Annotated in this window: 20 protein-coding genes; 11 read left to right on the top strand and 9 right to left on the bottom strand. The window is 64.0% G+C overall.

Annotation, left to right across the window (positions count from 1 at the left end; genetic code table 11):
- Positions 1-14: 14 nt before the first annotated feature.
- Complete coding sequence (locus E7681_RS05745) at positions 15-1,190, bottom strand: acetyl-CoA C-acetyltransferase (RefSeq protein ID WP_136338309.1); 1,176 nt, start codon at positions 1,188-1,190, stop codon at positions 15-17.
- Positions 1,191-1,328: 138 nt separating this feature from the next.
- Positions 1,329-2,177, bottom strand: coding sequence for an EAL domain-containing protein (locus tag E7681_RS05740; RefSeq protein ID WP_246032415.1), 849 nt, complete (start codon positions 2,175-2,177; stop codon positions 1,329-1,331).
- 109 nt (positions 2,178-2,286) lie between these two features.
- Between E7681_RS05740 and E7681_RS05735 the strand changes: the two genes are divergently transcribed.
- A complete protein-coding gene (locus E7681_RS05735; RefSeq protein ID WP_136338308.1) occupies positions 2,287-2,862 on the top strand; it encodes a DNA-3-methyladenine glycosylase I in 576 nt (191 codons plus the stop codon).
- On the opposite strand, the gene E7681_RS05730 is transcribed toward E7681_RS05735, so the two are convergent.
- The 3 genes from E7681_RS05730 to E7681_RS05720 all read right to left on the bottom strand — a co-directional run bounded on the left by E7681_RS05730 (position 2,856) and on the right by E7681_RS05720 (position 4,856).
- On the bottom strand, positions 2,856-3,788 hold the full coding sequence (locus E7681_RS05730) for a sterol desaturase family protein (protein ID WP_136338307.1): 933 nt from the start codon (positions 3,786-3,788) through the stop codon (positions 2,856-2,858). The two genes, E7681_RS05735 and E7681_RS05730, sit on opposite strands and share 7 nt — an antisense overlap.
- Positions 3,785-4,177, bottom strand: coding sequence for a hypothetical protein (locus tag E7681_RS05725; RefSeq protein ID WP_136338306.1), 393 nt, complete (start codon positions 4,175-4,177; stop codon positions 3,785-3,787). Before E7681_RS05725 ends, E7681_RS05730 begins: the two co-directional genes overlap by 4 nt.
- A gap of 121 nt (positions 4,178-4,298) precedes the next feature.
- Positions 4,299-4,856: a TlpA family protein disulfide reductase gene (locus E7681_RS05720; RefSeq protein ID WP_246032414.1), complete on the bottom strand. Its 558-nt coding sequence runs from the start codon at positions 4,854-4,856 to the stop codon at positions 4,299-4,301.
- Between the two features lie 22 nt (positions 4,857-4,878).
- Here E7681_RS05720 and argH point away from each other — a divergent pair, with 22 nt between their 5' ends.
- The 5 genes from argH (at position 4,879) to E7681_RS05700 (ending at position 10,784) form a co-directional block, all read left to right on the top strand.
- Entirely contained in the window at positions 4,879-6,270 is a 1,392-nt protein-coding gene (gene argH, locus E7681_RS05715; RefSeq protein ID WP_136338304.1) for an argininosuccinate lyase, read from the top strand.
- On the top strand, positions 6,267-6,413 hold the full coding sequence (locus tag E7681_RS18785; protein WP_168733160.1) for a hypothetical protein: 147 nt from the start codon (positions 6,267-6,269) through the stop codon (positions 6,411-6,413). Before argH ends, E7681_RS18785 begins: the two co-directional genes overlap by 4 nt.
- On the top strand, positions 6,413-6,727 hold the full coding sequence (locus E7681_RS05710) for a DUF2834 domain-containing protein (RefSeq protein WP_136338303.1): 315 nt from the start codon (positions 6,413-6,415) through the stop codon (positions 6,725-6,727). Before E7681_RS18785 ends, E7681_RS05710 begins: the two co-directional genes overlap by 1 nt.
- Positions 6,728-6,929: 202 nt before the next feature.
- Positions 6,930-8,195, top strand: coding sequence for a diaminopimelate decarboxylase (gene lysA / locus E7681_RS05705; RefSeq protein ID WP_136338302.1), 1,266 nt, complete (start codon positions 6,930-6,932; stop codon positions 8,193-8,195).
- Positions 8,196-8,228: 33 nt separating this feature from the next.
- Positions 8,229-10,784, top strand: a complete 2,556-nt coding sequence (locus E7681_RS05700) for a TIGR02302 family protein (protein WP_136338301.1) — start codon at positions 8,229-8,231, stop codon at positions 10,782-10,784.
- A 169-nt stretch (positions 10,785-10,953) separates the two neighbouring features.
- Here the strand turns inward: E7681_RS05700 and E7681_RS05695 are convergent, their stop codons facing one another.
- A complete protein-coding gene (locus E7681_RS05695) occupies positions 10,954-12,531 on the bottom strand; it encodes a 2-isopropylmalate synthase (RefSeq protein ID WP_136338300.1) in 1,578 nt (525 codons plus the stop codon).
- Positions 12,532-12,879: 348 nt separating this feature from the next.
- On the opposite strand from E7681_RS05695, the gene E7681_RS05690 reads away from it, so the two are divergent.
- Positions 12,880-14,151 (top strand): NAD(P)/FAD-dependent oxidoreductase, encoded by a 1,272-nt coding sequence (locus tag E7681_RS05690; RefSeq protein WP_136338299.1) that lies wholly within the window; start codon positions 12,880-12,882, stop codon positions 14,149-14,151.
- Between the two features lie 52 nt (positions 14,152-14,203).
- Complete coding sequence (locus E7681_RS05685; RefSeq protein WP_136338298.1) at positions 14,204-14,869, top strand: SDR family NAD(P)-dependent oxidoreductase; 666 nt, start codon at positions 14,204-14,206, stop codon at positions 14,867-14,869.
- A 3-nt stretch (positions 14,870-14,872) separates the two neighbouring features.
- On the opposite strand, the gene E7681_RS05680 is transcribed toward E7681_RS05685, so the two are convergent.
- Positions 14,873-16,270, bottom strand: coding sequence for an MORN repeat-containing protein (locus E7681_RS05680; protein WP_136338297.1), 1,398 nt, complete (start codon positions 16,268-16,270; stop codon positions 14,873-14,875).
- 154 nt (positions 16,271-16,424) lie between these two features.
- Here E7681_RS05680 and E7681_RS05675 point away from each other — a divergent pair, with 154 nt between their 5' ends.
- The gene (locus tag E7681_RS05675) at positions 16,425-18,086 is read left to right on the top strand and encodes an NAD+ synthase (RefSeq protein WP_136338296.1); all 1,662 of its coding nucleotides are present in this window, start codon (positions 16,425-16,427) and stop codon (positions 18,084-18,086) included.
- Positions 18,087-18,155: 69 nt separating this feature from the next.
- Here the strand turns inward: E7681_RS05675 and E7681_RS05670 are convergent, their stop codons facing one another.
- Positions 18,156-18,548, bottom strand: coding sequence for a metallopeptidase family protein (locus E7681_RS05670; RefSeq protein ID WP_136338295.1), 393 nt, complete (start codon positions 18,546-18,548; stop codon positions 18,156-18,158).
- Between the two features lie 135 nt (positions 18,549-18,683).
- Here E7681_RS05670 and E7681_RS05665 point away from each other — a divergent pair, with 135 nt between their 5' ends.
- Positions 18,684-19,235, top strand: a complete 552-nt coding sequence (locus E7681_RS05665; protein ID WP_136338294.1) for a 2OG-Fe(II) oxygenase — start codon at positions 18,684-18,686, stop codon at positions 19,233-19,235.
- Positions 19,236-19,293: 58 nt separating this feature from the next.
- On the opposite strand, the gene E7681_RS05660 is transcribed toward E7681_RS05665, so the two are convergent.
- Positions 19,294-20,223, bottom strand: coding sequence for an MBL fold metallo-hydrolase (locus E7681_RS05660; protein WP_246032413.1), 930 nt, complete (start codon positions 20,221-20,223; stop codon positions 19,294-19,296).
- Between the two features lie 159 nt (positions 20,224-20,382).
- Between E7681_RS05660 and gltX the strand changes: the two genes are divergently transcribed.
- Complete coding sequence (gene gltX / locus E7681_RS05655; protein WP_136338293.1) at positions 20,383-21,705, top strand: glutamate--tRNA ligase; 1,323 nt, start codon at positions 20,383-20,385, stop codon at positions 21,703-21,705.
- Positions 21,706-21,725: the final 20 nt, after the last annotated feature.

Raw genomic sequence — 21,725 nt, 5'->3', positions numbered from 1 at the left:
TAATTGCGCATCGGTTACGGGCGTTCCAGGCACATTGCGACGCCCATGCCGCCGCCGATGCACAGGGTTGCCAGACCTTTTTTGGCTTCGCGGCGCTTCATCTCGAACAGCAGGGTGTTCAGGATGCGGCAGCCCGAGGCACCGATCGGGTGACCGATGGCGATGGCGCCGCCGTTCACGTTCACGATCGACGGATCCCAGCCCATGTCCTTGTTCACGGCGCAGGCTTGTGCGGCGAAGGCTTCGTTGGCTTCGACTAGGTCCAGGTCACCAACGGCCCAGCCGGCCTTGTCCAGGGCCTTGCGCGATGCGTAGATCGGGCCAACGCCCATGATCGACGGGTCCAGACCGGCGGTCGCGTACGAGGCGATGCGGGCCAGCGGCTCCAGGCCGCGACGTTCGGCTTCGTCGGCCGACATCAGCAGCACGGCAGCGGCGCCATCGTTGATCCCCGAAGCGTTCGCCGCGGTGACCGAGCCGTCCTTGGTGAAGGCGGGGCGCAGTTTCTGCATGGCGTCGATGGTGGCGCCGGCACGGATGTATTCATCCTTGTTGACGATGATGTCGCCCTTGCGGGTCTTGATGGTGAAGTCGATCACTTCGTCGTCGAACTTGCCGGCTTTCAGCGCGGCTTCGGCCTTGTTTTGCGAGGCGACGGCGAATTCGTCCTGCATGTCGCGGCTGATCTGCCACTGCTGAGCGACGTTCTCGGCGGTCTGACCCATGTGGTAGCCGTTGAACGCGTCCCACAGGCCGTCCTTGATCATCGAGTCGATGTATTTGACATCGCCCATTTTGACGCCGGCGCGCAGATGCGCGACGTGGGGCGACAGCGACATGTTTTCCTGACCACCAGCGGCCACGATGGCGGCGTCACCCAGCTGGATGTGCTGCGCGCCCAGTGCGACAGCGCGCAGGCCCGAACCGCAGACCTGGTTGATGCCCCAGGCAGAGCTTTCTTTCGGCAGGCCGGCATTGATATGCGCCTGACGCGCCGGGTTCTGGCCCTGACCGCCGGTCAGCACCTGACCAAGGATCGTCTCGGAGACCTCGGATTTGTCGATTCCCGCGCGGGCCACGATGGCCTCCAGCACGGCGGCGCCCAGATCGTGCGCCGGAGTATTTGCGAAAGAGCCGCTGAACGAACCGACGGCCGTACGGGCTGCCGAAACGATAACAACATTGGTCATGTTCATCCTCCACCAATAGTCAGCCGAGGAGCGCCGGGTTCGCAGCGTGCGGGCCCTGGACTCCCCGCCTTCGGAAACCGTGATAGAGCAACCGCCGCGATGCGGCAACTGCGGAGAATTGCCGCGCCGCAGCGAAATTTATGCTCGTCGACGCTGCGTCGCTTTGGAATTTTGTTTCCAGGGCTCCTGAATGGTGGGGGCGCCGAAATAGTAGCCTTGCAGGCAATCCACGCCGATGCCCTGCAACCAGACGTAATCTTCATAGGTTTCAACGGATTCCGCGACGGTGAACATGTCGAATTGCTGCGCGATGCCAACCAGCGCCCGCGTCAGAACCTGATTATCTGGGTCCGTATGGATATTACGGATGAACTGGCCGTCGATCTTCAGGATGTCGAAATAGAAGTCTTTCAGGTAGCGAAAGGAGGTGTAGCCAGCGCCGAAATCGTCCAACGCAAAGCTGATTCCCTTGCGTTGCAGGTCGGACATGAAGCCCACGACCAGATCAGGCACCGTCATGGCCGAGCTTTCGGTGATTTCCAGGATCAGGCGTTCGGCGGCGGTGGGGTCGCCCTCTAGCCCCTGTTGCAGCGTTTGCATCCAGCGGGGAAAACCGATGGAGCGCGCGGACATGTTGATCGACAAGCGCAATGTCGGGGCCTGCGCCAGCGCCCTGAAACCGGATTCCAGCGCGAGGCAGTCGATGACGCGACCCAGCTCGGTCGCTTCGATCTGTTCGATGAAATCCTTGGCCGGGATGATGCGGCCGGTTTCGTCGAAGATGCGGATCAGTCCCTCGTAAAAGGCGGGGTGTTCGGGTTTCAGCGCCGACACCACCGGCTGATAGGCCAGCGCGACCTGCTTATGCTTGACCGCCTCGGAGACCATGGTCAGCACGTCGGAATCGCGGGCACTGATCGCGGCGTTCAGCGGGGATTGCTGATTCCTCTGGACGTCCTTCCACTTGTTGCCTTTGCGTTTGCCCACGACTCGCTCCGTGTTTGCTTGTTGGTCACAATGCGGCCGCAAGCGTTACCGGTTGCTTAATGTTGGCATTTTGTTCTAATTGTTCCGATCACGCGAAACGGGGGCCGACATGGGCGAAAGATGCGGCTGGGCGGGGCCCGAGCAGATTTATCTGGACTACCACGACACCGAATGGGGCGTCCCCGATTACGACAGCCGCGCGCTGTGGGAAAAGCTGATCCTGGACGGGTTCCAAGCGGGGCTGAGCTGGATCACCATCCTGAAAAAGCGCGAGGGATTTCGTCAGGCGTTTCAGGGGTTTGACCCGAATGTGATCGCCGAGTGGGGCGAGGCCGAGGTGACCCGTTTACTGGCCGATCCGGGCATCATCCGGCACCGCGGCAAGATCGAGGCGACGATCACCAACGCACGCGCCTGGCAACGGATCGAGGCGCAGCAGGGGTTCAGCACATTCCTGTGGGACTACGTGGGCGGCACGCCGATCCAGAACCGCTGGAGCAGCATGTCGCAGGTGCCGGCCTCGACCGAAATCTCTGCGCAAATTTCGAAGGATTTGAAGAAGGCCGGGTTCAAGTTCTGTGGGCCGACCATCGTTTATGCCTTCATGCAGGCCGTCGGCATGGTCAACGACCACCTGATCGGGTGCCCGTGTCATGAGCCGGTGGCGCGTCTGAGCCGTCAGTAACGGTCAAATCCCGGGGTGCCGCGATCCTGCGGGGTTTTCTCGAGGTGCTTGCGCTTGATCGTTTCCGAGGTGTCGCGGGATCCGTCATGGCTCCAGCCCGGAGGGGCGACGGCGTACATCAGGCGCTGGCGCAGGCTGAGGCCGGGGCGCAGCAGGTCGCGGAAGATGCCGACCCATTCGTGAAAGGCGACGCGGATCGGGTTGAAGGTGCCAAGGTTTTTGACCAGCCCGTATTGGACCTTTTCCTCGGGGAGTTCGGGGACGAAGGTGCCGAACATCTTGTCCCAGATGATGAACACGCCGGCATAGTTGGCGTCCAGGTAGCGCGGATTGCGGCCGTGATGGACGCGGTGATGGCTGGGGGTGTTCATGATCGCCTCGAACCAGCGGGGCAGCTTGCCGATCGCCTCGGTATGGATCCAGAACTGGTAGATCAGGTTCAGGCCGCCGCAGAACAGCACCATCGCCGGGTGAAAGCCCAGCAGGATCAGCGGGGCGCGGACGATGATCATGAAGGTGAACATGCCGGTCCAGGTTTGCCGCAGGGCGGTGGTCAGGTTGTAATGTTGCGAGGAGTGGTGGTTGACGTGGCTGGCCCAGACCCAGCGGATGCGGTGGCCGAACCGGTGCACCCAGTAATAGCGCAGATCGTCCAGCACAAAGCACAGCGCGACGACCCACCACGAGGTGCCCAGATCCAGAGGGGTGATCCGCCACAGCGCCATGAAGAACCACCAGGCGACAAAGCCAAGGGCGATGCCGACCGCCACGTTGCCTGCGCCCATGATCAGGCTGGTCAGGGCGTCGCGGGTTTCATAGCGCCCGCCGCGCCGTTTGATGACGATCCAGCCCAGCTCTAGCAGGATGGCCAGGATGAAGAACGGTACGGCCCATTGCACCACGTCGGGATAATGCGGTCCGGTCACAGGCTTGCCTCCATTTTCGAGCGCCAGGAGTCGATTTCGTCGGGGTCCAGCTTTAGCCGGATTTCGGGGGCGGTGTAGTCGGGCAGCGACAGCTCCAACCCGCCGGGAATGTCCGAGACCTCGGCCCCCAGCAGCAGGCGGGCCGCGCCGTCCGCGCCCATCGCCCAGACCACGCCCAGCCCGGCGCTGGATTGCACTAGGGCGAAATGGCGGTTGCGCGACAGGTTCACCGACTGCAGGTTCGTGTCGGGATATTCGTTGCGCCAGACGGCAGCGATTTCGGTGTCGTCTGCAAAGATTCGGGGGCGGCTCATGCCAAGGATATGCAACAGGATCGCAATGGCTGCGATCCCGCCCGTCACCATCAAAAGTAGTGCGGACAGCGGCATAGTCTCCTCCTGCGGTCATCAAACTGCAAGAAGCGATGCTTTGTCAAAGGCCTAGACGGATTTCGCGGCTTGCCCCGGCGGAAGGCTGGGGTGCGAGGTGGCAAATCGCCCGATCGGATGGTTACGAGCGGCCCAGAAGCGCCGAAATCAGCGCGCGCGCCTCCTCCGAGTGCCAGTCGGCGTCACCGATCAGGCGGCCGATTTCCTGCCCCTCGGGGTTCAGCAGAACGCTGACGGGCAGACCCAGAACCGCCATCTGGCGCGCCAGCTGCTGCTTGGGGTCGCGGTGCAGCGGCAGGTTGGTCACGCCGGCCTCGGCAAAGAATTTCTCAAGCGCGGGTTGCGGGTTGCGGCCGGTGGCGATGGTGACGACCTCGAACGCATCTCCGCCGAATTCGGCCTGCAGCGCGGAAAGCGAGGGCATCTCGGCCCGGCAGGGGGCGCACCATGTGGCCCAGAAATTCACCAGCACATATTTGCCCTTGTACTGGGACAGGCTGATCTCGCCGCCATCCGCCGAGGTGAAAACGGTGTCCGGCACGGGCTTTGCCTGCTCGGCCAGGTTCAGTTTCTTCATGTCGCCCAGGCGCAGCGCGTCCAGCGAGGCGGTATCGGCAACGGTGGCATTTGCACCAAGCGCCAAGGCCGTATAAAGGACGATCCGGAAAAACCTGTGCATGATACCTCCCAAGGGGCAAACGATGAGTGACAAATCCTCGAACCAGATGTGGGGCGGCCGCTTTGCCGCCGGGCCGGACGCGATCATGGAGGCGATCAACGCCTCGATCGGGTTCGACCAGCGTATGGCCGCACAGGACATTGCCGGTTCCAGGGCCCATGCCGCCATGCTGGCCGCCACAGGCATCGTCAGTGATAGCGATGCCGCAGCCATTCGGGAAGGGCTGCTCACGGTCTTGTCAGAAATCGAAAGCGGTTCGTTCCAGTTTTCGACCGCGCTGGAAGACATCCACATGAACGTGGAGGCCCGCCTGAAGGAAATCATCGGCGAGCCCGCAGGCCGTCTGCACACCGCCCGGTCGCGCAACGACCAGGTGGCGACCGATTTCAAACTGTGGGTCCGCGACCAGATGGATGCGGCAATCGCCGGGATCGAGGCGCTGATCCGCGCCCTGCTGACCCAGGCCGAGGCCGGGGCCGATTGGGTGATGCCCGGTTTCACCCACCTGCAAACCGCCCAGCCCGTGACCTGGGGCCACCACATGATGGCCTACGTGGAAATGCTGGGCCGCGACCTGTCGCGTTTCCGCGATGCGCGGGCACGGATGAACGAATGCCCGCTGGGCTCTGCCGCGCTGGCGGGCACGTCCTTCCCGATTGATCGGCACATGACGGCGGCGGCCCTGGGCTTTGACCGCCCGACCGCCAACTCGCTGGACGCCGTGGCCGACCGCGATTTCGCGCTGGATTTCCTGTCCTGCGCCTCGATCTGCGCGATGCACCTGAGCCGGTTCGCCGAAGAGCTGGTGATCTGGTCCTCGGTCCAGTTCCGGTTCGTGGCGATGTCGGATAAATGGTCCACCGGCTCGTCCATCATGCCGCAAAAACGCAACCCCGACGCGGCCGAGCTGATCCGCGCCAAGATCGGCCGCATCTTCGGCGCCAACGTGGCGCTGATGACGGTGATGAAGGGGCTGCCGCTGGCCTATTCCAAGGACATGCAGGAAGACAAGGAACAGGTGTTCGACGCCGCTGACAACCTGATGCTGGCCTTGGCCGCGATGACCGGCATGGTCAGCGACATGAGCGCGCGCCAAGACAACCTGGCTGCCGCCGCCGGCTCGGGCTTCTCGACCGCAACGGATCTGGCCGACTGGCTGGTGCGCGAGCTGAACCTGCCGTTCCGCGACGCCCACCACGTCACCGGCTCGCTGGTGGCCATGGCCGAGGGCAAGGGCTGCGACCTGCCGGAATTGACGCTGGCCGACATGCAATCCGTCCACGCCGAGATCACCGACGCCGTTTTCGGCGTGCTGGGGGTTGATAATTCGGTCGCCTCGCGCATGTCCTATGGGGGGACGGCACCGGCACAGGTGCGCGCCCAGATCACCCGCTGGAAGGAAATCCTGGCATGAAACCCCTGGCTGCGCTGATGATCCTGACCCTGCTGGCTGCCTGCGGGGCGGACGGCGCGCCGACCCCACCCAAGGATGAGCCGGTGAAAACCGGCATCACCATCTCGGGCTCCGCCCGGGCGGGGATCAGCAAGACTTTCTGATGTCGCTGCTGCGGATGTCATATCTGGCGCTGGCCGTGCTGGGCGCGGTCTGGCCAATGTGGCATTTGCTGCCGTGGCTATTTGAAAACGGTCTGTCCGTGCCCGGCCTTCTGGACGCCTGGCAGACGAACGCCGCCGCCACCGGCCTGTTGCGCGATCTGCTGGTCTCGGCCATCGCCCTCATCCTCTGGATCCTGGCCGAGGTCTTTACCCGCCGCAACTGGCAGGCGCTTTGGGCCATTCCCGCGACCCTGCTGATCGGGGTCAGTTGTGGCCTGCCGCTCTACCTGTTTCTGCGCACACGCCCGGTTTGATCCGGTGTTCGATATCTTGGGGCTCCGCCCCAAACCCCGGAGTATTTCCAATCAGAAAGAAGCAAGCAGCTTTTGGTTTCTTTCTGAGCGAAATACTCCGGGGTGAATGCGCCGCAGGCGCAGAGGGGCAGGGCCCCTTTTGGCCCGTTGAAATGGGCGGCCAGTCTGGTATGACGCCTGTCAATCAGCAAAGGGCGGACGAATGGACCATTTTCTGTACAAGGACGGCGCACTTCATGCAGAGGGCGTGCCGGTGGCCGAGATCGTGGCGGCGGTTGGCTCGCCCGTCTATGTCTATTCCACGGCCACCCTGCTGCGCCACTTCCGCCTGTTTGACGAGGCGCTGAAGGGGCTGGACCATGTCGTCTGTTTTGCGATGAAGGCCGCCAGCAACCAGGCGATCCTGAAGACGCTGGCGCAGGCCGGGGCGGGAATGGATGTGGTCTCGGGCGGTGAATATGCTCGTGCCAAGGCCGCCGGTGTGCCGGGGGATAAGATCGTTTTCTCCGGCGTTGGTAAAACCCGCGAGGAGATGCGCGCCGCGTTGCTGGGCGGGATTCGCCAGTTCAACCTGGAATCCGAGCCGGAGATGGAGCGCCTGAACGAGGTTGCCCTGTCGCTGGGGCTGCGCGCGCCCGTGACCGTGCGGGTGAACCCGGATGTGGACGCCAAGACCCATGCCAAGATTGCCACCGGCAAGTCCGAAAACAAGTTTGGCATCCCGATCGCCCGTGCGCGCGAGGTGTATGCCCATGCCGCTCGTCTGCCCGGTCTGGATGTGGTCGGCATCGACGTGCATATCGGCAGCCAGCTGACCGATCTGGAGCCGTTCCGCATGGCCTATCGCAAGGTGGCCGAGTTGACCGAGGTGCTGCGCGCCGATGGCCATGACATTCGCCGTCTGGATCTGGGCGGCGGTCTGGGCATTCCCTACACCCGCTCGAACGAGGCGCCGCCGCTGCCGCTGCAATGGGGCGAGGTGATCCGCGAAGAAGTCGGCCATCTGGGCGTTGAGGTCGAGATCGAGCCGGGGCGCCTGATCGCGGGCAATGCGGGGATTCTGGTCTCGGAAGTCGTCTATGTGAAATCCGGTGAGGGGCGCAATTTCCTGATTCTGGATGCGGCGATGAACGATCTGGTGCGTCCGGCGATGTACGACGCCCATCACGATATCATCCCGGTGGTCGAGCCCGAAACCGGGGTCGAGCAGGCCCCCATCGACATCGTCGGGCCGGTCTGCGAATCCGGCGACACCTTTGCCAAGCAGCGCGTGATGCCGCCGCTGGTCGAGGGCGATCTGGTCGCCTTCCGCTCGGCCGGGGCCTATGGCGCGGTGATGGCCAGCGAATACAACACCCGCCCGCTGGTGCCCGAAGTGCTGGTCAACGGGGATCAATTCGCCGTCATCCGGGCGCGTCCGAGCTTTGACGAAATCATAAACCGCGATAGCATTCCGGAATGGCTCTGACGTGATCCCTGCGTCGGGCCCTCTGGATTGGGTATGTCTGACGCAAATCGCAGAGTTCTGAGGAAAATCCGCTGGCCGCTTCGCCTGACCTGGGCGGGGATGATTGCCGAGCGGGTGACGCATGCCTTCTGGCCGGTCTGGTCGGTGGTCATGCTGGCCGTGGGCTTGCTGATGATGGGCGTGCAGGATCACCTCTCGGTCGAGGTGGTCTGGGGCCTGGGCGTGGTTTTCGCGCTGGCGGTGCTGGGCTTTGGTTTGCGGGGCGCGCTGGCATTCCGGTTTCCGCGACAGGCCGAGGCGTTGGACAGGTTGGATGCCGCGCTGACGGGACGGCCGATCCGCAGCATGATGGACACGCAGGCGATCGGGGCGGGTGACAGCGCCTCGGCCCAGTTGTGGCAGGTGCATCAGGCGCGGATGGCGGCGCGTGCGGAACAGGCCAAACCCGTCGAGCCGGACCTGAGGCTGACCCGCCGCGACCCGTTCGCGCTGCGATATGTGGCGATGTTGGGGCTGTCGGTGGCACTGCTGTTCGGCACGTTGAACAAGGTCGGATCGGTCACCGGCATGGGGCCGGGGGGTAAGGGCAGCCTGGCCGCTGGTCCCGCGTGGGAGGGCTGGATCGAGCCGCCCGCCTATACTGGCCTGCCGGTTCTGTATCTGGCCGATCAGCCCGATCAATTGGAAATCCCGCAAGGCAGCCGCGTCACCCTGCGATTTTACGGCGAGCTGGGGGCGCTGACGCTGGCCGAGACGGTCTCGGGCCGGGTGGGGCAGGTGCCGCCTGCCTCGGAACCCGCACAGGATTTCACGGTCGCCCAATCCGGGCGTCTGGCCATCGAAGGCGACGGCGGCCGCAGTTGGACCGTGGCGCTAATGCCGGACCTGCCGCCGATGGTGGCGATCGCGGGCGAGGCGGAAACCAATGTCGATGGCCGCATGAGCCTGCCCTTTACGGCCGCCGATGATTACGGCGTGACCGGCGGCAGCGTCCGCATCAGCCTGGACATGGCCAGCCTGGATCGCCGCTATGGTTTGACCGCCGAGCCGGAACCGCGCCCCGCGATCACGATGGATCTGCCGCTGCCGATCTCGGGCAGCCGGGCCGAGTTTACCGAGCAGCTGATCGAGGATTTCTCGCAGCACCCTTGGGCGCATCTGCCCGTGAGTTTCGAGTTCTTCGTGACCGATGCCGCCGGGCAAACCGGCATTGGCGATCCGGTGGTCATGCCCTTGCCCGCGCGGCGCTTTTTCGACCCGCTGGCCGCCGCCCTGATCGAGTTGCGGCGCGACCTGCTGTGGACCCGCGCCAACGCGCCCCGGATTGCGCAGGTGATGCGCGCGATTTCATGGCGGCCCGAGGCGCAACTTTTTCCCGACGAGGCGGATTACCTGCAATTGCGCGTCATCCTGCGCCGTCTCGAGGGCTACGGCCCAACGATGACCGACGAGCAGCGCGACGAGTTGGCCGCCGCCCTGTGGGAGCTGGCCCTGAAGCTGGAAGACGGCGATCTGGACGACGCGATGGAGCGGATGAAACGCGCCCAGGAACGTCTGAGCGAGGCGATGAAGAACGGCGCCTCCGAGGAGGAGATCGCCCGCCTGATGCAGGAATTGCGCGACGCCACGCAGGACTACCTGCGCCAGAAATCCCGCCAGGCGCAACGCGATCAGGAACAAATGGACGATGGCATGCAGATGCCCGACGACTCCATGCAGATGAGCATGGACGACCTGCAACGCATGATGGACCGCATCCAGGAGCTGATCGAACAGGGCCGCATGGCCGAGGCGCAAGAAGCCATGCGCCAGTTCCAGGAAATGATGGAAAATATGCAGATGGCCCAGCAGGGCGGGCAGGGCCAAAACCCGGGCGATCAGGCGATGGAGGATCTCGGCCAGACGCTGCGCGATCAGCAGGGCCTGTCCGACCGCGCGTTCCGCGACTTGCAGGAACGGTTCAACCCCGGTGCCAATTCCGGCCAGTCGCAAGGCAACGAAGGCCGTAACGGCGGCATGGGTCGCGGCCAAAGCCACGAAGGTCAGGGGCAGGGACAAGGCTCGGGCGAGGCCGAAGGTGAAGGTCAGGGGCAGGGCGGTCTAGCCGAACAACAGCAGACCCTGCGGCAAGAGCTGGAACGCCAACGCGGCCGCCTGCCGGGCGCAGGCACCGAAGGCGGTGAAGCGGCCCGCGAGTCCCTCAAACAGGCCGAGCGCGCGATGGAAGGCGCCGAAGAGGCGCTGCGCCAGGACGATCTGGCCGGCGCCATAGACAAGCAGTCCGAAGCCATGGAAGCGATGCGCGAAGGGCTCCGTAATCTGGGCGAGGCGATGGCCGAGGCCGGCCGCCGTCAACGCGGCGGCGAAGGGCAGGAAAACGGCAATGCTCAGGCCAACTCGCGCGATCCGCTGGGCCGCACACCGGGTGCGCGGGGCGGTGATGTCGGCAGCGACCAGAATCTGCTGCAAGGCGAAGACGTCTACCGCCGCGCGCGCGAGCTACTGGACGAAATCCGGCGCCGCAGCGGCGAAGGTGATCGCCCGACGGAAGAGCTGGACTACCTGCGCCGCCTGCTGGACCGGTTCTGATCCGCAACGGAAAAGGGGCTTTGCCCCTCTGCGCTGCGCGCATTCACCCCAGAGTATTTCAGTCAAAAAGAAGCTGGTTTCTTTCTGGTTCAAATACTCTGGGGGTTTGGGGGCAAAGCCCCCAACGGCGCAACGAAAAACCCCCGGCGCGGGGCCGGGGGTTCGGGGATCAGTGGTGATCCTTGTAGTTGATCTCGCGCCGGTCTTCGCCGGGGCCGGTCTTTTGGCGCCGGACGATCAGCCTGTTGATCGCGTTGATATAGGCCTTCACGCTGGCGACCACTGTGTCAGTATCCGCCGAAGAGCCGGTGGCGATGCGGCCGTCTTCCTCGATCCGGACCGAGACGGTGGCCTGGGCGTCGGTGCCTTCGGTGACGGCGTGCACCTGGTACAGCTGCAGCCGCGCCTTGTGCGGGTAGAGCATCTTTACGCAGTTGAATGCCGCATCTACGGGGCCGTCGCCGGTGGCGTCGATCGAGTGGTCCTTGCCGTCGATGGTCATGGTCATCTCGGCCTCTTGCGGGCCTTCGGTGCCGCAGATCACGCGCAGGCGCTTGAGCTGGAGGGTGTCGCCTTCGTCCTGGCCGACCTGGTCCTGGACCAGTGCGACGAGGTCGTCGTCGTAGACCTCTTTCTTGCGGTCGGCCAGCGCCTTGAAGCGCACGAACACGTCGTTGAGCTGGTTTTCACCCAGATCGAAGCCAAGCTCCTGCATCTTCGAGCGCAGCGCAGCGCGGCCCGAGTGCTTGCCCATGGCGATGTTCTTTTCGTGCAGGCCGATATCGGCGGCCTTCATGATTTCGAAGGTCTCGATGTTTTTCAGCACGCCATCCTGGTGGATGCCGGATTCGTGCAGGAAGGCGTTCTTGCCGACGATGGCCTTGTTGAACTGCACAGCAAAGCCAGACACGCTGGAAACACGGCGCGAGATGTTCATGATCTTGGTGGTGTCGATGCCGGTGCGGTAGGGCATGATGTCGTTGCGCACGCGCAGGGCCATCACGACCTCTTCGAGGGCGGTGTTGCCGGCGCGTTCACCCAGGCCGTTGATGGTGCATTCGATCTGGCGCGCGCCAGCCTCGACCGCGGCCAGGGCGTTGGCGGTGGCCATGCCAAGGTCGTTATGGCAGTGGGTGGCAAAGACCACCTCGTCGGCGCCGGGGACGCGTTCCAGCAACATGCGGATCAGGTCGGCGGATTCGCGCGGGGCGGTGTATCCGACGGTGTCGGGGATGTTGATCGTGGTGGCGCCGGCCTTGATGGCGATCTCGATCACGCGGCACAGGTAGTCGTGCTCGGTCCGGGTGGCGTCCATCGGCGACCATTGCACGTTGTCGCACAGGTTGCGCGCGTGGGTCACGGTTTCGTGGATGCGCTCGGCCATCTCGTCCATGGTCAGGTTCGGGATGGCGCGGTGCAGCGGCGAGGTGCCGATGAAGGTGTGAATCCGGGGCTTGGCCGCGTGTTTCACCGCCTCGTAGCAGCGGTCGATATCCTTGAAATTGGCGCGGGCGAGGCCGCAGATCACGGAGTTCTTCGAGCGCTCGGCGATCTCTTTGACCGCATTGAAGTCACCTTCGGAGGCGATGGGAAAGCCCGCCTCGATGATGTCCACGCCCATTTCGTCCAGAAGCTCGGCGATCTCCAGCTTCTCGTCGTGGGTCATGGTGGCGCCGGGGGATTGCTCGCCGTCGCGAAGAGTCGTGTCGAAAATCAAGACGCGGTCTTGTTTGGAAGTATCGGTCATATCGGGTCTCTTTGTCTAAGTCTGCGTAAGCCTGTGGCGCGAAAACAAGCACATCCTCTGAGCGGTCGCGCCAGTCCGTGGCACGCTCAGAGGCGGCTTAGCAGTAGCAGGGCAGCAGCCGACAGCGCCCCGGTGGGACGGTCTGCGACGGTGATGATATGGCCCTGAATCTTCATGGCTTCGATTTATACAGGCCAGAATCGAAAAGAAAAGGCAGAATATCGGGGGAAATGCGGGTCATTCATATCGTGATAATGATATGCATCAATGAATGTGTTCCCGGTTTCCGGCAGACTTGATCCTAGGTCAACCGGGGTGTTGCCCCGTTTAGGGAAGGGGACGTTCGCAATGGCAGATATCGTTGTTCTGGGTGCCGGTCTTGGCGGCTCGATCCAGGCATATGAATTGAAGGAAACGATTTCGAAATCCGACAAGCTGACGGTGATTTCGAACAAGCCTTATTTCCAGTTCACCCCGTCCAATCCGTGGGCCGGTGTAGGCTGGCGCAAGAAAGACGACATCACGATCGATCTGGCCCCGGTGATGAAGCGCCGCGGGATCGAGTTCATCTGTGACGGCGCGGCCAAGCTGGACCCGGTTGCGCAGGTCGTCACGCTCGATAGCGGGCGCGAGGTGCGCTATGACTACCTGATCATCGCCACCGGCCCCGATCTGGCCTTTGACGAGATCGAGGGGTTCGGCCCGGACAAATACACCAACTCGGTCTGCCATATCGAGCACGCCGAGGTGTCGGGCGACAATTGGGATGCGTTCTGCGCCAATCCCGGCCCCATCGTGATCGGTGCCGTGCAGGGCGCGTCGTGCTTTGGCCCGGCCTATGAATACGCGATGACCATCGACACCGACCTGCGCCGCCGCAAGATCCGCGACAAGGTGCCGATGACCTTTGTCACCTCGGAACCCTATGTCGGGCATCTGGGCCTGGGCGGGGTGGGCGACACCAAGGGGATGCTGGAAAGCATCATGCGCGACCGCGACATCCAGTGGATCACCAACGCCAAGGTCAACAAGTTCGAAGAAGGCACCGTTCACGTCACCGAGGTGAACGAGGACGGCACCGACAAGAAACAGCACGCGCTGCCGTTCAAATACTCGATGATGCTGCCCGCCTTCCGGGGCATTCCCGCGCTGCGTGGCATCGAGGGGCTGGTGAACCCGCGTGGTTTCGTGCTGACGGACGCCTACCAGCGCAACCCGAAATACCCCAACATCTTTGGCATCGGGGTGTGCATCGCGATTGCGCCGCCGGTGGCCACGCCGGTGCCGACGGGTGTGCCGAAGACCGGCTTCATGATCGAAAGCATGGTCACCGCGACCGCGCATAACCTGCCGCTGATCATGCAGGGCAAGGAACCGACCCACCAGCCCACCTGGAACGCGCTGTGCTTGGCCGATTTCGGCGACCGTGGGGCAGCCTTCCTGGCGATGCCGCAGAACCCGCCGCGCAACGTCAACTGGACCTCGCAGGGCAAGTGGGTGCACTGGGCGAAGCTGGCGTTCGAGTGGTACTTCATGCGCAAGATCCGCACCGGTGTGTCCGAGCCGTTCTACGAAAAGACCATCATGAAGATGATGAAGATCCACAAGATCAAGGGCTGAGACTGACAGGCCCCGCCTTGACCGGGCGGGGCCTTCGCCTAGGTCCACCGGCATGAAACGAGCGTTGATCATCGGGGCGTCGGGCGGGATCGGCGGGGCTGTCGCCTCGGCGCTGCGGGCGCGTGGCACGCAGGTGGTGGGGCTGTCGCGTTCGACCCACGGGCTGGACATCACGCGAGAGGCCTCGGTGGCCGAGCACTTGGGCGCGCTGGAGCCGGGGTTCGACCTGATCTTTGTCGCCACCGGTCAGCTGAGCGGCGCGGGACATCCCCCCGAGAAAACCCTGAAATCTCTGGATCCGGCCGCGATGGCCGCGCAATTCGCGGTCAATTGCATCGGCCCGGCGATGGTGCTGAAACACGCGCAACGCCTGCTGCCGCGCGACCGGCAAAGCGTGTTCGCGGCGCTGTCGGCGCGGGTGGGGTCGGTCGGGGATAATCGGCTGGGCGGCTGGTATTCTTACCGCGCGGCCAAGGCGGCGCTGAACCAGATCATCCACACCGGCGCGATCGAGCTGGCGCGCACCCATCCGCAGGCGATCTGTGTCGCTTTGCATCCGGGCACCGTGGCAACCAATTTCACCGAAGGTTACGCCGCGCGCCACGCCACCGTCACCCCGTCTGAGGCGGCGCAGAACCTGCTGGCGGTGATCACCGGGTTGGAACCCGCGCAGACCGGGCTGTTCTTTGACTGGCGGGGCACGCCGGTGCCGTGGTGAGGGTTATTCCTTCACCAGTGCGCCGTTGTCCCAGGTGCCGGTCTCTTCCTGGCCCGAGGCATAGCGCATCGTGCCGTTGCCCTGGCGTTTGCCGTCCTTGAACGTGCCTTCGTAGATGTCGCCATTGGCGTAGGTGGCCTTGCCGGTGCCGTTGATCTCGCCGCTTTGCCACTGGCCTTCGTACTTGAATCCGTCCGGAGAGCTGATCGTGCCCATGCCCGACCGCTGGCCATCGACGAAGTCGCCCTCGTAGACCATGCCGTTGGGATAGGTCGCCTTGCCCTTGCCGTGGCGCTTGCCCTCGGACCAGTCGCCTTCGTAGCGATAGCCGTCGGGGTAGGTCATGATGCCGGTGCCGTGGTTCTTGGCGTTGACGAAACCGCCCTCGTAGATCGCGCCGTTCTTGTAGGTGGCCTTGCCCTGACCCTCGATCACGCCCTTGCGCCATTCCCCTTCGTAGGTCGAGCCATCGGGGTAGGTGATTTTGCCGATCCCGTCCTCGGCGCCCGCGCGGAACTGGCCGACATAGATCGAGCCGTCGGGGTAGGTGACGGTGCCCTGGCCCTCGATCTGGCCAGCGACCCAGCTGCCCTGATAGCGGTAGCCATCCGCGCCGGTAAAGGTGCCCTGACCCTGACGCGCATCCTCGGCGAACTCGCCGTCGTAGATGTCGCCGTTGGCATAGGTGACCTTGCCCAGACCCTGACGGCGGCCATTGACCAGCGCGCCTTCGTAGACGTCGCCGTTGCTTTGCGCCAGCTTGCCCTGACCGTGGATCTGGCCGTTTTCCCAAAGCCCGGTGTAGATCATGCCGTCGGGCATGGTCAGCGTGCCCTTGCCCTCGCGGGTGCCGCGCTTGACCTCGCCTTCGTAGACCGCGCCGTCGGGATAGGTGATGGTGCCGCGCCCTTCCTTGACGCCGTTCACCCAGTCGCCGTCATAGACATAGCCACCCGGCGTCCGCATCACCCCGCGACCGTGGTGCATGGCGTTCTTGAACGTGCCCTCGTAGCGGGTGCCGTTGGCGTAGATGGCGACCCCGGTGCCGGAGATCTTGCCGTCGATCCAGTTGCCTTCGTAGGTCGAGCCATCGGTGAACACGATCTTGCCGATGCCCTCGGGTTTGCCCTTGGCGAACTCCCCCTCGTAGACCGAGCCATTGGGGAAACGCGCGACGCCCTTGCCGCGAATCTCTCCGTTCACCCAGTCGCCGGTGTATTCGTAGCCGTTGGGCAGACGGTAGGTGCCGGTGCCGTGTTGCAGCCCGTCCTTGAACGTGCCCTCGTAGACGCCGCCATCCTCGTATTGCTTGGTCTGGACGTTGCCGTCCTGCGCGCCCGCGGGCATGGCCAGCCAAAGCCCGGCCACGACGGCGGCGATGAACTTGCGCGATTTTGCCATTTGAGACCCTGCCTGTTACGTGACGCTTGCCTGTCGAAGTTCCCCGGAATCTAGTGGACCCCCGTGCCAGAGACAACGGCTTTTGCCCAAAGCGGCTTTCCCTCGGCGGGAAGTCTGCTAAATCGGGGGGGACGAAGCGAACCGGGGGCCGGCCATGTCCGACACTTTCCGCCTGACACTTGCGCAGCTCAATCCCGTGCTGGGCGACCTTGCCGGCAATGCCGCCAAGGCGCTGAACGCGTGGGACGAAGGCCGCAAGGCAGGTGCCGACATGGTGGCCCTGACCGAGATGTTCATCACCGGCTACAACACCCAGGATCTGGTGATGAAGCCCGCCTTTCACCAGGCCGCCATCGCCGCCATCGAGGCGCTGGCCCCGCAAACCGCCGACGGCCCCGCACTGGGGATCGGCGGGCCAGTGGTGCAGGACGGGCAGCTGTTTAATGGCTATTACGTCCTCAAGGGCGGCAAGGTTTCGGCAACCGTTCTGAAGCATCACCTGCCCAATGAAACCGTGTTCGACGAGGTGCGCGTTTTTTCCAGCGGGGACATCGGCGGCCCTTATTCCGTGGGCGATGTGCGCATCGGCAGCCCGATCTGCGAGGACGCCTGGCACGAGGACGTGGCCGAGACGCTGGCCGAAACCGGGGCCGATTTCCTGCTGGTGCCGAACGGCAGCCCCTACTTCCGCGGCAAGATGGAAGTGCGCCAGAACATGATGGTCGCCCGCGTGGTCGAGACCGGTCTGCCGCTGATCTATCTGAACATGGTCGGCGGTCAGGACGATCAGGTCTTTGACGGCGGCAGCTTCGTGCTGAACCCGCATGGCGAACTGGCCGTGCAACTGCCCGTGTTCGACACCGCCATCGTGCATATCGACCTGGACCGCACCCCCGAGGGCTGGCGTGTCCGCCCCGGCGAACTGGCCCATCAGCCCGACGCGATGGAGCAGGATTACCGCTGCATGGTCGAGGCTCTGCGCGACTATTGCGGCAAGACGGGCTTCGGCAAGGTTTTGCTTGGCCTGTCCGGCGGAATTGATTCCGCGCTGGTGGCAACGATCGCCGTGGATGCCTTGGGGGCCGAAAACGTGCGCTGCGTGATGCTGCCGTCCGAGTATACCTCGCAAGGGTCGCTGGACGACGCCAAGGATATCGCCGAACGCCTGGGCTGCCGCTACGACTACGTGCCGATCGCCGAGGGGCGTCAGGCCATCACCAACACGCTGGCCCCGCTGTTTGCCGGCACCAAACCCGACCTGACCGAGGAAAACATCCAGTCCCGCCTGCGTGGGCTGCTGCTGATGGCGCTGTCCAACAAGTTCGGGGAAATGCTGCTGACCACCGGCAACAAGTCCGAGGTCGCGGTTGGCTATGCCACGATCTATGGCGATATGGCCGGGGGGTACAATCCGATCAAGGACATGTACAAAACGCGCGTCTTCGAGTGCTGCCGATGGCGCAACGCCAACCATCACGCCGACTGGATGGCGGGCCCCGCGGGTGAAGTGATCCCGGTGACGATCATCGACAAGCCCCCCTCGGCCGAGCTGCGCCCCGACCAGAAGGACGAGGACAGCCTGCCGCCCTATCCGGTGCTGGACGCGATCCTGGAAATGCTGGTGGATGGTGAGGCCAGCGTAGCCGATTGCGTGGCAGCCGGGTTCGAGCGGGACACGGTGAAACGGGTCGAGCATCTGCTCTACATCAGCGAATACAAACGCTTCCAGTCCGCGCCGGGCGCACGCCTGAGCCCGCGCGCCTTCTGGCTGGATCGGCGTTACCCCATCGCCAACCGCTGGCGCGATCCGAGCTGAGCGCGGACCGGATTTCTTGAAGAAATCCGGTCAAAATTCTTTGAAAGAATTTTGCGGCTCAACCGTTGGTCATTCCCACCAGCGGTCGATGCTGGCGATGTCGTCGTCGCTCCAGCCGAAGTGATGCGCGAATTCGTGTGTGGTGACATGGGCCACCAGCTCTTGCAGCGTGACATTCCCGCGCTCGCGCCATTCGTGCAGGATGGGTTGGGCGAAAAGCCACACGATGTCAGGGCCTTGGGGCTGATCCCAGACAGATTTGTGTGTCATGGGAATGCCTTCGTAGAGGCCCGTCAGCTCTAGCGGGTCGTCGATCTCCATCTCGTCCAGCATGTCCCGCGCGGGCCAGTCGGTCACCTGCAAGACAACCTCTGCCGCCGCTTTGCGGAAGGGGTCGGGCAGTTGCGCCACGGTCTGGCGCGCAAAGTGTTCGATGCGGTCGATGTCGGTGGTATGGCTCATGCCCCAGATATGGCGGCTGACGTCGGGAATGCAATCGCGCGGCGATGTCGTTTTTCGGCGGAGGTGACGCAAACAGGCGGGACGGTTGGGCGGGCGACGTTAAACGGGCGCTCTGGACTTTGGAAGGACCCTGTAATGCTGAGCGTGCATTCGATACCCAACGCGTTTTCGATCGATCAATGCAATGAAATCCTGACGATCGTGGCGGCTCAGCCCAGTCAGGATGCCGGTCTGGTCAAGCAGAACAGCGATCACAACATCCGGCGGGCCGATCTGGTCTGGCTGGATGACGTGGCGGGGACGGATTGGGTGATGGACCGGATCATCGATCTGGTGCGCGAGGCCAACCGGGATGTCTATGATTTCGACCTGCGTGAGTTTGCGGAGAGCCCGCAAGTCGCGCGCTATGGAGCCGAGCGTGAGGGGCATTTCGACTGGCATTCCGATATTGGCGAGGGGGTTTTGGCCTCGAAGCGGAAGCTGACGATGGTGATCCAATTGACGCCCGGATCGGAGTACGAGGGTGGCGGGCTGGAAGTCATGCCGTCGAACCACGTGATCTCGGCGGATCGGGCGCAGGGCTGTGCGACGCTGTTTCCGTCGATGCTGTTGCACAGGGTTGTGCCGGTGACGGCGGGCGGGCGGCATTCGCTGACGATCTGGGCCCACGGTCCGGCATTTCGGTGAGCGCCTGGGGGCGATGCCCCCAGACCCCCTGAGTATTTGTGATCAGAAAGAAGCCAGGTCAGCCTTCGATCATCATCTGGTACGAGGCCGGGACGTAGTGGAAGCCGTCGCCGCGTGGCTCGACATAGCCGAGGGCCGGGAAGGGCATGTGGTAGCCGATGAAGGGGGTCTTGTCGGCGGCCATCATGTCCAGCATCTTGCGGCGGGTTTGGGCGGCCTGGGCCTTGTCGCGGTCGAACTTTACCTCCCAGTCGGGATAGGCGAGCGACCAGACGTAGTGGTTGGCGAAATCGGCGCCAAGGACCAGCTGCTTGCCGTTGCTTTCGATGTGATAGGCCATGTGGCCGGGGGTATGGCCGGGGGCCAGCATTCCCGTGACGCCACTGGCGACTGCGCCGCCATCGTCCAGCATGGTCATCTTCTCTGCCAGCGGGCGGACGTTTTTCTCGAAGCCTTCGTTGCCGGCCATGTCCCAGGCGTCGAACTCGGCCGCGCCGGTGATGTAGCGGGCGTTGGCAAAGGTCGGTGTGCCGTCGGTCATCAGGCCACCGATATGATCGCCATGCATGTGGGTGAGGACGACGACGTCGATCTGGTCGGCGGAATAGCCGGCCGCCTGCAACGCGGCGACGGTGGCGGGGCCCTGCAGGCCGGTGTCGAACAGGATCAACTCGGCCCCGGTATTGACGACGGTGGGGGTGAAGAAGAACTGCGCCTTGTCGGTGGGGATGTTGTTGGCCGCCGAGACCGAGGCGAATTCCTCGGGCGTGACGTTCATCCCGAAGATGGTTTGCGGGTCGGGGACGGTGCGGGTGCCGGCCAGGATGGCGGTGACCTCGAATCCGCCCAGCTTGAAGCGGTTGAATTTCGGCGGGGCCATGCCCAGCATTTCGGCGGCGGCAAAGGCGCGTCCGGATGCGGCAACCAGCGGCAGGGCAGCGGCACCCATCAGGGCCGAACGGCGGGTGATATAGGGGGACTTCGTCACGGCGCGTTTCCTCCTGTCAGCGTGATGACTGTACGAAGGATAGCGCAGTCCGGATTGTTGGCTGTTCCATTCACGACATCGTGAAAATGCGCGGTTGCGGGGGCCTTTCTGGACAAATCCGCGCATCTGTGACATGGGGCGGTCAACAGGAGTACATACATGACCACCACCCGTTTTGCCCCTTCGCCCACCGGCTATATCCACGTGGGCAACCTGCGCACCGCGCTGATGAACTATCTGATCGCCCGCAAGACCGGCGGCACCTTTATCCTGCGGATCGACGACACCGATCAGGAACGCTCGAAAGAGGAATACGTCGATCAGTTGCAGCGCGATCTGGAATGGCTGGGCCTGACCTGGGACCGGCTGGAGCGTCAGTCGCTGCGCCTGGACCGCTACGAGGACGCCGCACAAAAGCTGCGCGACATGGGCCGGTTCTACGAGTGCTTCGAAAGCCCGACCGAGCTGGACCTGAAGCGCAAGAAGCAGCTGAACATGGGCAAGCCGCCGGTCTATGACCGCGCCGCGCTGAGCCTGTCGGACGCCGACAAGGAAAATCTGCGGGCCGAGCGGGGCGGCTACTGGCGTTTCCTGCTGAAGCAGGAGCGGATCGAGTGGGCCGACGGCATTCTGGGCGACATCTCGATTGATGCGGCCTCGGTGTCGGACCCGGTGCTGATCCGCGCCGATGGTCAGGTGCTGTACACGCTGGCCTCAGTGGTGGACGACACGGACATGGGTGTGACGCATATCGTGCGCGGCTCGGACCACGTGACCAACACCGCGACGCAGATCCAGATCATGGAGGCGCTTGGCTTCTCGGCGCCGTCCTTTGCCCACCACTCGCTGCTGACCGGCGCGCAGGGCGAGGCGCTGTCGAAGCGTCTGGGCGCGCTGGCGATCAAGGACCTGCGCGAACAGGGCGTGCAGCCTGCCGCACTGCTGTCGCTGATGGCGCGTCTGGGCTCGTCCCAGCCGGTCGAGCTGCGCACCACGCTGGACGAAATCGCCGACGGGTTCGACCTGTCGCAATTCGGCGCGGCCCCGACCAAGTTCGACGTGCAGGACCTGTTCCCGCTGACCTCGCACTACCTGCAGACGCTGCCCTATTCGGCCGTGGCCGATGACATCCGCGCGCTGGGTGTGCCGGATGCCCTGGCCGAGCAGTTCTGGACCGTGACCCGCGACAACATCACCGTGAAGGCCGATCTGGCTGGCTGGTGGGCGCTGTGCCGTGACGGGGCCGAGCCTGCGATTGATGACGAGGATCGCGAGTTCATTGCTCAGGCGATGACCATGCTGCCCGAAGGGCCGTTCGACGCGGGCACCTGGAAAAGCTGGACCAACGCCGTGAAAGAGGCGACCGGCCGCAAGGGCAAGGGCCTGTTCATGCCGCTGCGCAAGGCGCTGACCGGTCAGGCGCATGGCCCGGACATGGGTGATCTGATGCCGCTGCTGCAGGTGATCCGCGCGCGCGGCTGATCTGGCACGACCCGACATGA

The sequence above is a fragment of the Thalassobius vesicularis genome, assembly GCF_004799325.1.
GTDB classification, from domain to species: Bacteria; Pseudomonadota; Alphaproteobacteria; order Rhodobacterales; family Rhodobacteraceae; genus Thalassobius; species Thalassobius vesicularis.
This window is presented reverse-complemented; position numbering and strand designations above follow the sequence as displayed.

Coding starts and splice junctions, on each gene's coding strand:
- E7681_RS18785 (WP_168733160.1), top strand. CDS start 6,267: ATGAAACCCCTGGCTGCGCTGATGATCCTGACCCTGCTGGCTGCCTGC.
- E7681_RS05725 (WP_136338306.1), bottom strand. CDS start 4,177: ATGCCGCTGTCCGCACTACTTTTGATGGTGACGGGCGGGATCGCAGCC.
- E7681_RS05745 (WP_136338309.1), bottom strand. CDS start 1,190: ATGACCAATGTTGTTATCGTTTCGGCAGCCCGTACGGCCGTCGGTTCG.
- gltX (WP_136338293.1), top strand. CDS start 20,383: ATGACCACCACCCGTTTTGCCCCTTCGCCCACCGGCTATATCCACGTG.
- argH (WP_136338304.1), top strand. CDS start 4,879: ATGAGTGACAAATCCTCGAACCAGATGTGGGGCGGCCGCTTTGCCGCC.
- E7681_RS05685 (WP_136338298.1), top strand. CDS start 14,204: ATGAAACGAGCGTTGATCATCGGGGCGTCGGGCGGGATCGGCGGGGCT.
- E7681_RS05695 (WP_136338300.1), bottom strand. CDS start 12,531: ATGACCGATACTTCCAAACAAGACCGCGTCTTGATTTTCGACACGACT.
- E7681_RS05680 (WP_136338297.1), bottom strand. CDS start 16,270: ATGGCAAAATCGCGCAAGTTCATCGCCGCCGTCGTGGCCGGGCTTTGG.
- E7681_RS05700 (WP_136338301.1), top strand. CDS start 8,229: ATGTCTGACGCAAATCGCAGAGTTCTGAGGAAAATCCGCTGGCCGCTT.
- E7681_RS05735 (WP_136338308.1), top strand. CDS start 2,287: ATGGGCGAAAGATGCGGCTGGGCGGGGCCCGAGCAGATTTATCTGGAC.
- E7681_RS05675 (WP_136338296.1), top strand. CDS start 16,425: ATGTCCGACACTTTCCGCCTGACACTTGCGCAGCTCAATCCCGTGCTG.
- E7681_RS05665 (WP_136338294.1), top strand. CDS start 18,684: ATGCTGAGCGTGCATTCGATACCCAACGCGTTTTCGATCGATCAATGC.
- E7681_RS05690 (WP_136338299.1), top strand. CDS start 12,880: ATGGCAGATATCGTTGTTCTGGGTGCCGGTCTTGGCGGCTCGATCCAG.
- E7681_RS05720 (WP_246032414.1), bottom strand. CDS start 4,856: ATGCACAGGTTTTTCCGGATCGTCCTTTATACGGCCTTGGCGCTTGGT.
- E7681_RS05670 (WP_136338295.1), bottom strand. CDS start 18,548: ATGAGCCATACCACCGACATCGACCGCATCGAACACTTTGCGCGCCAG.
- E7681_RS05710 (WP_136338303.1), top strand. CDS start 6,413: ATGTCGCTGCTGCGGATGTCATATCTGGCGCTGGCCGTGCTGGGCGCG.
- lysA (WP_136338302.1), top strand. CDS start 6,930: ATGGACCATTTTCTGTACAAGGACGGCGCACTTCATGCAGAGGGCGTG.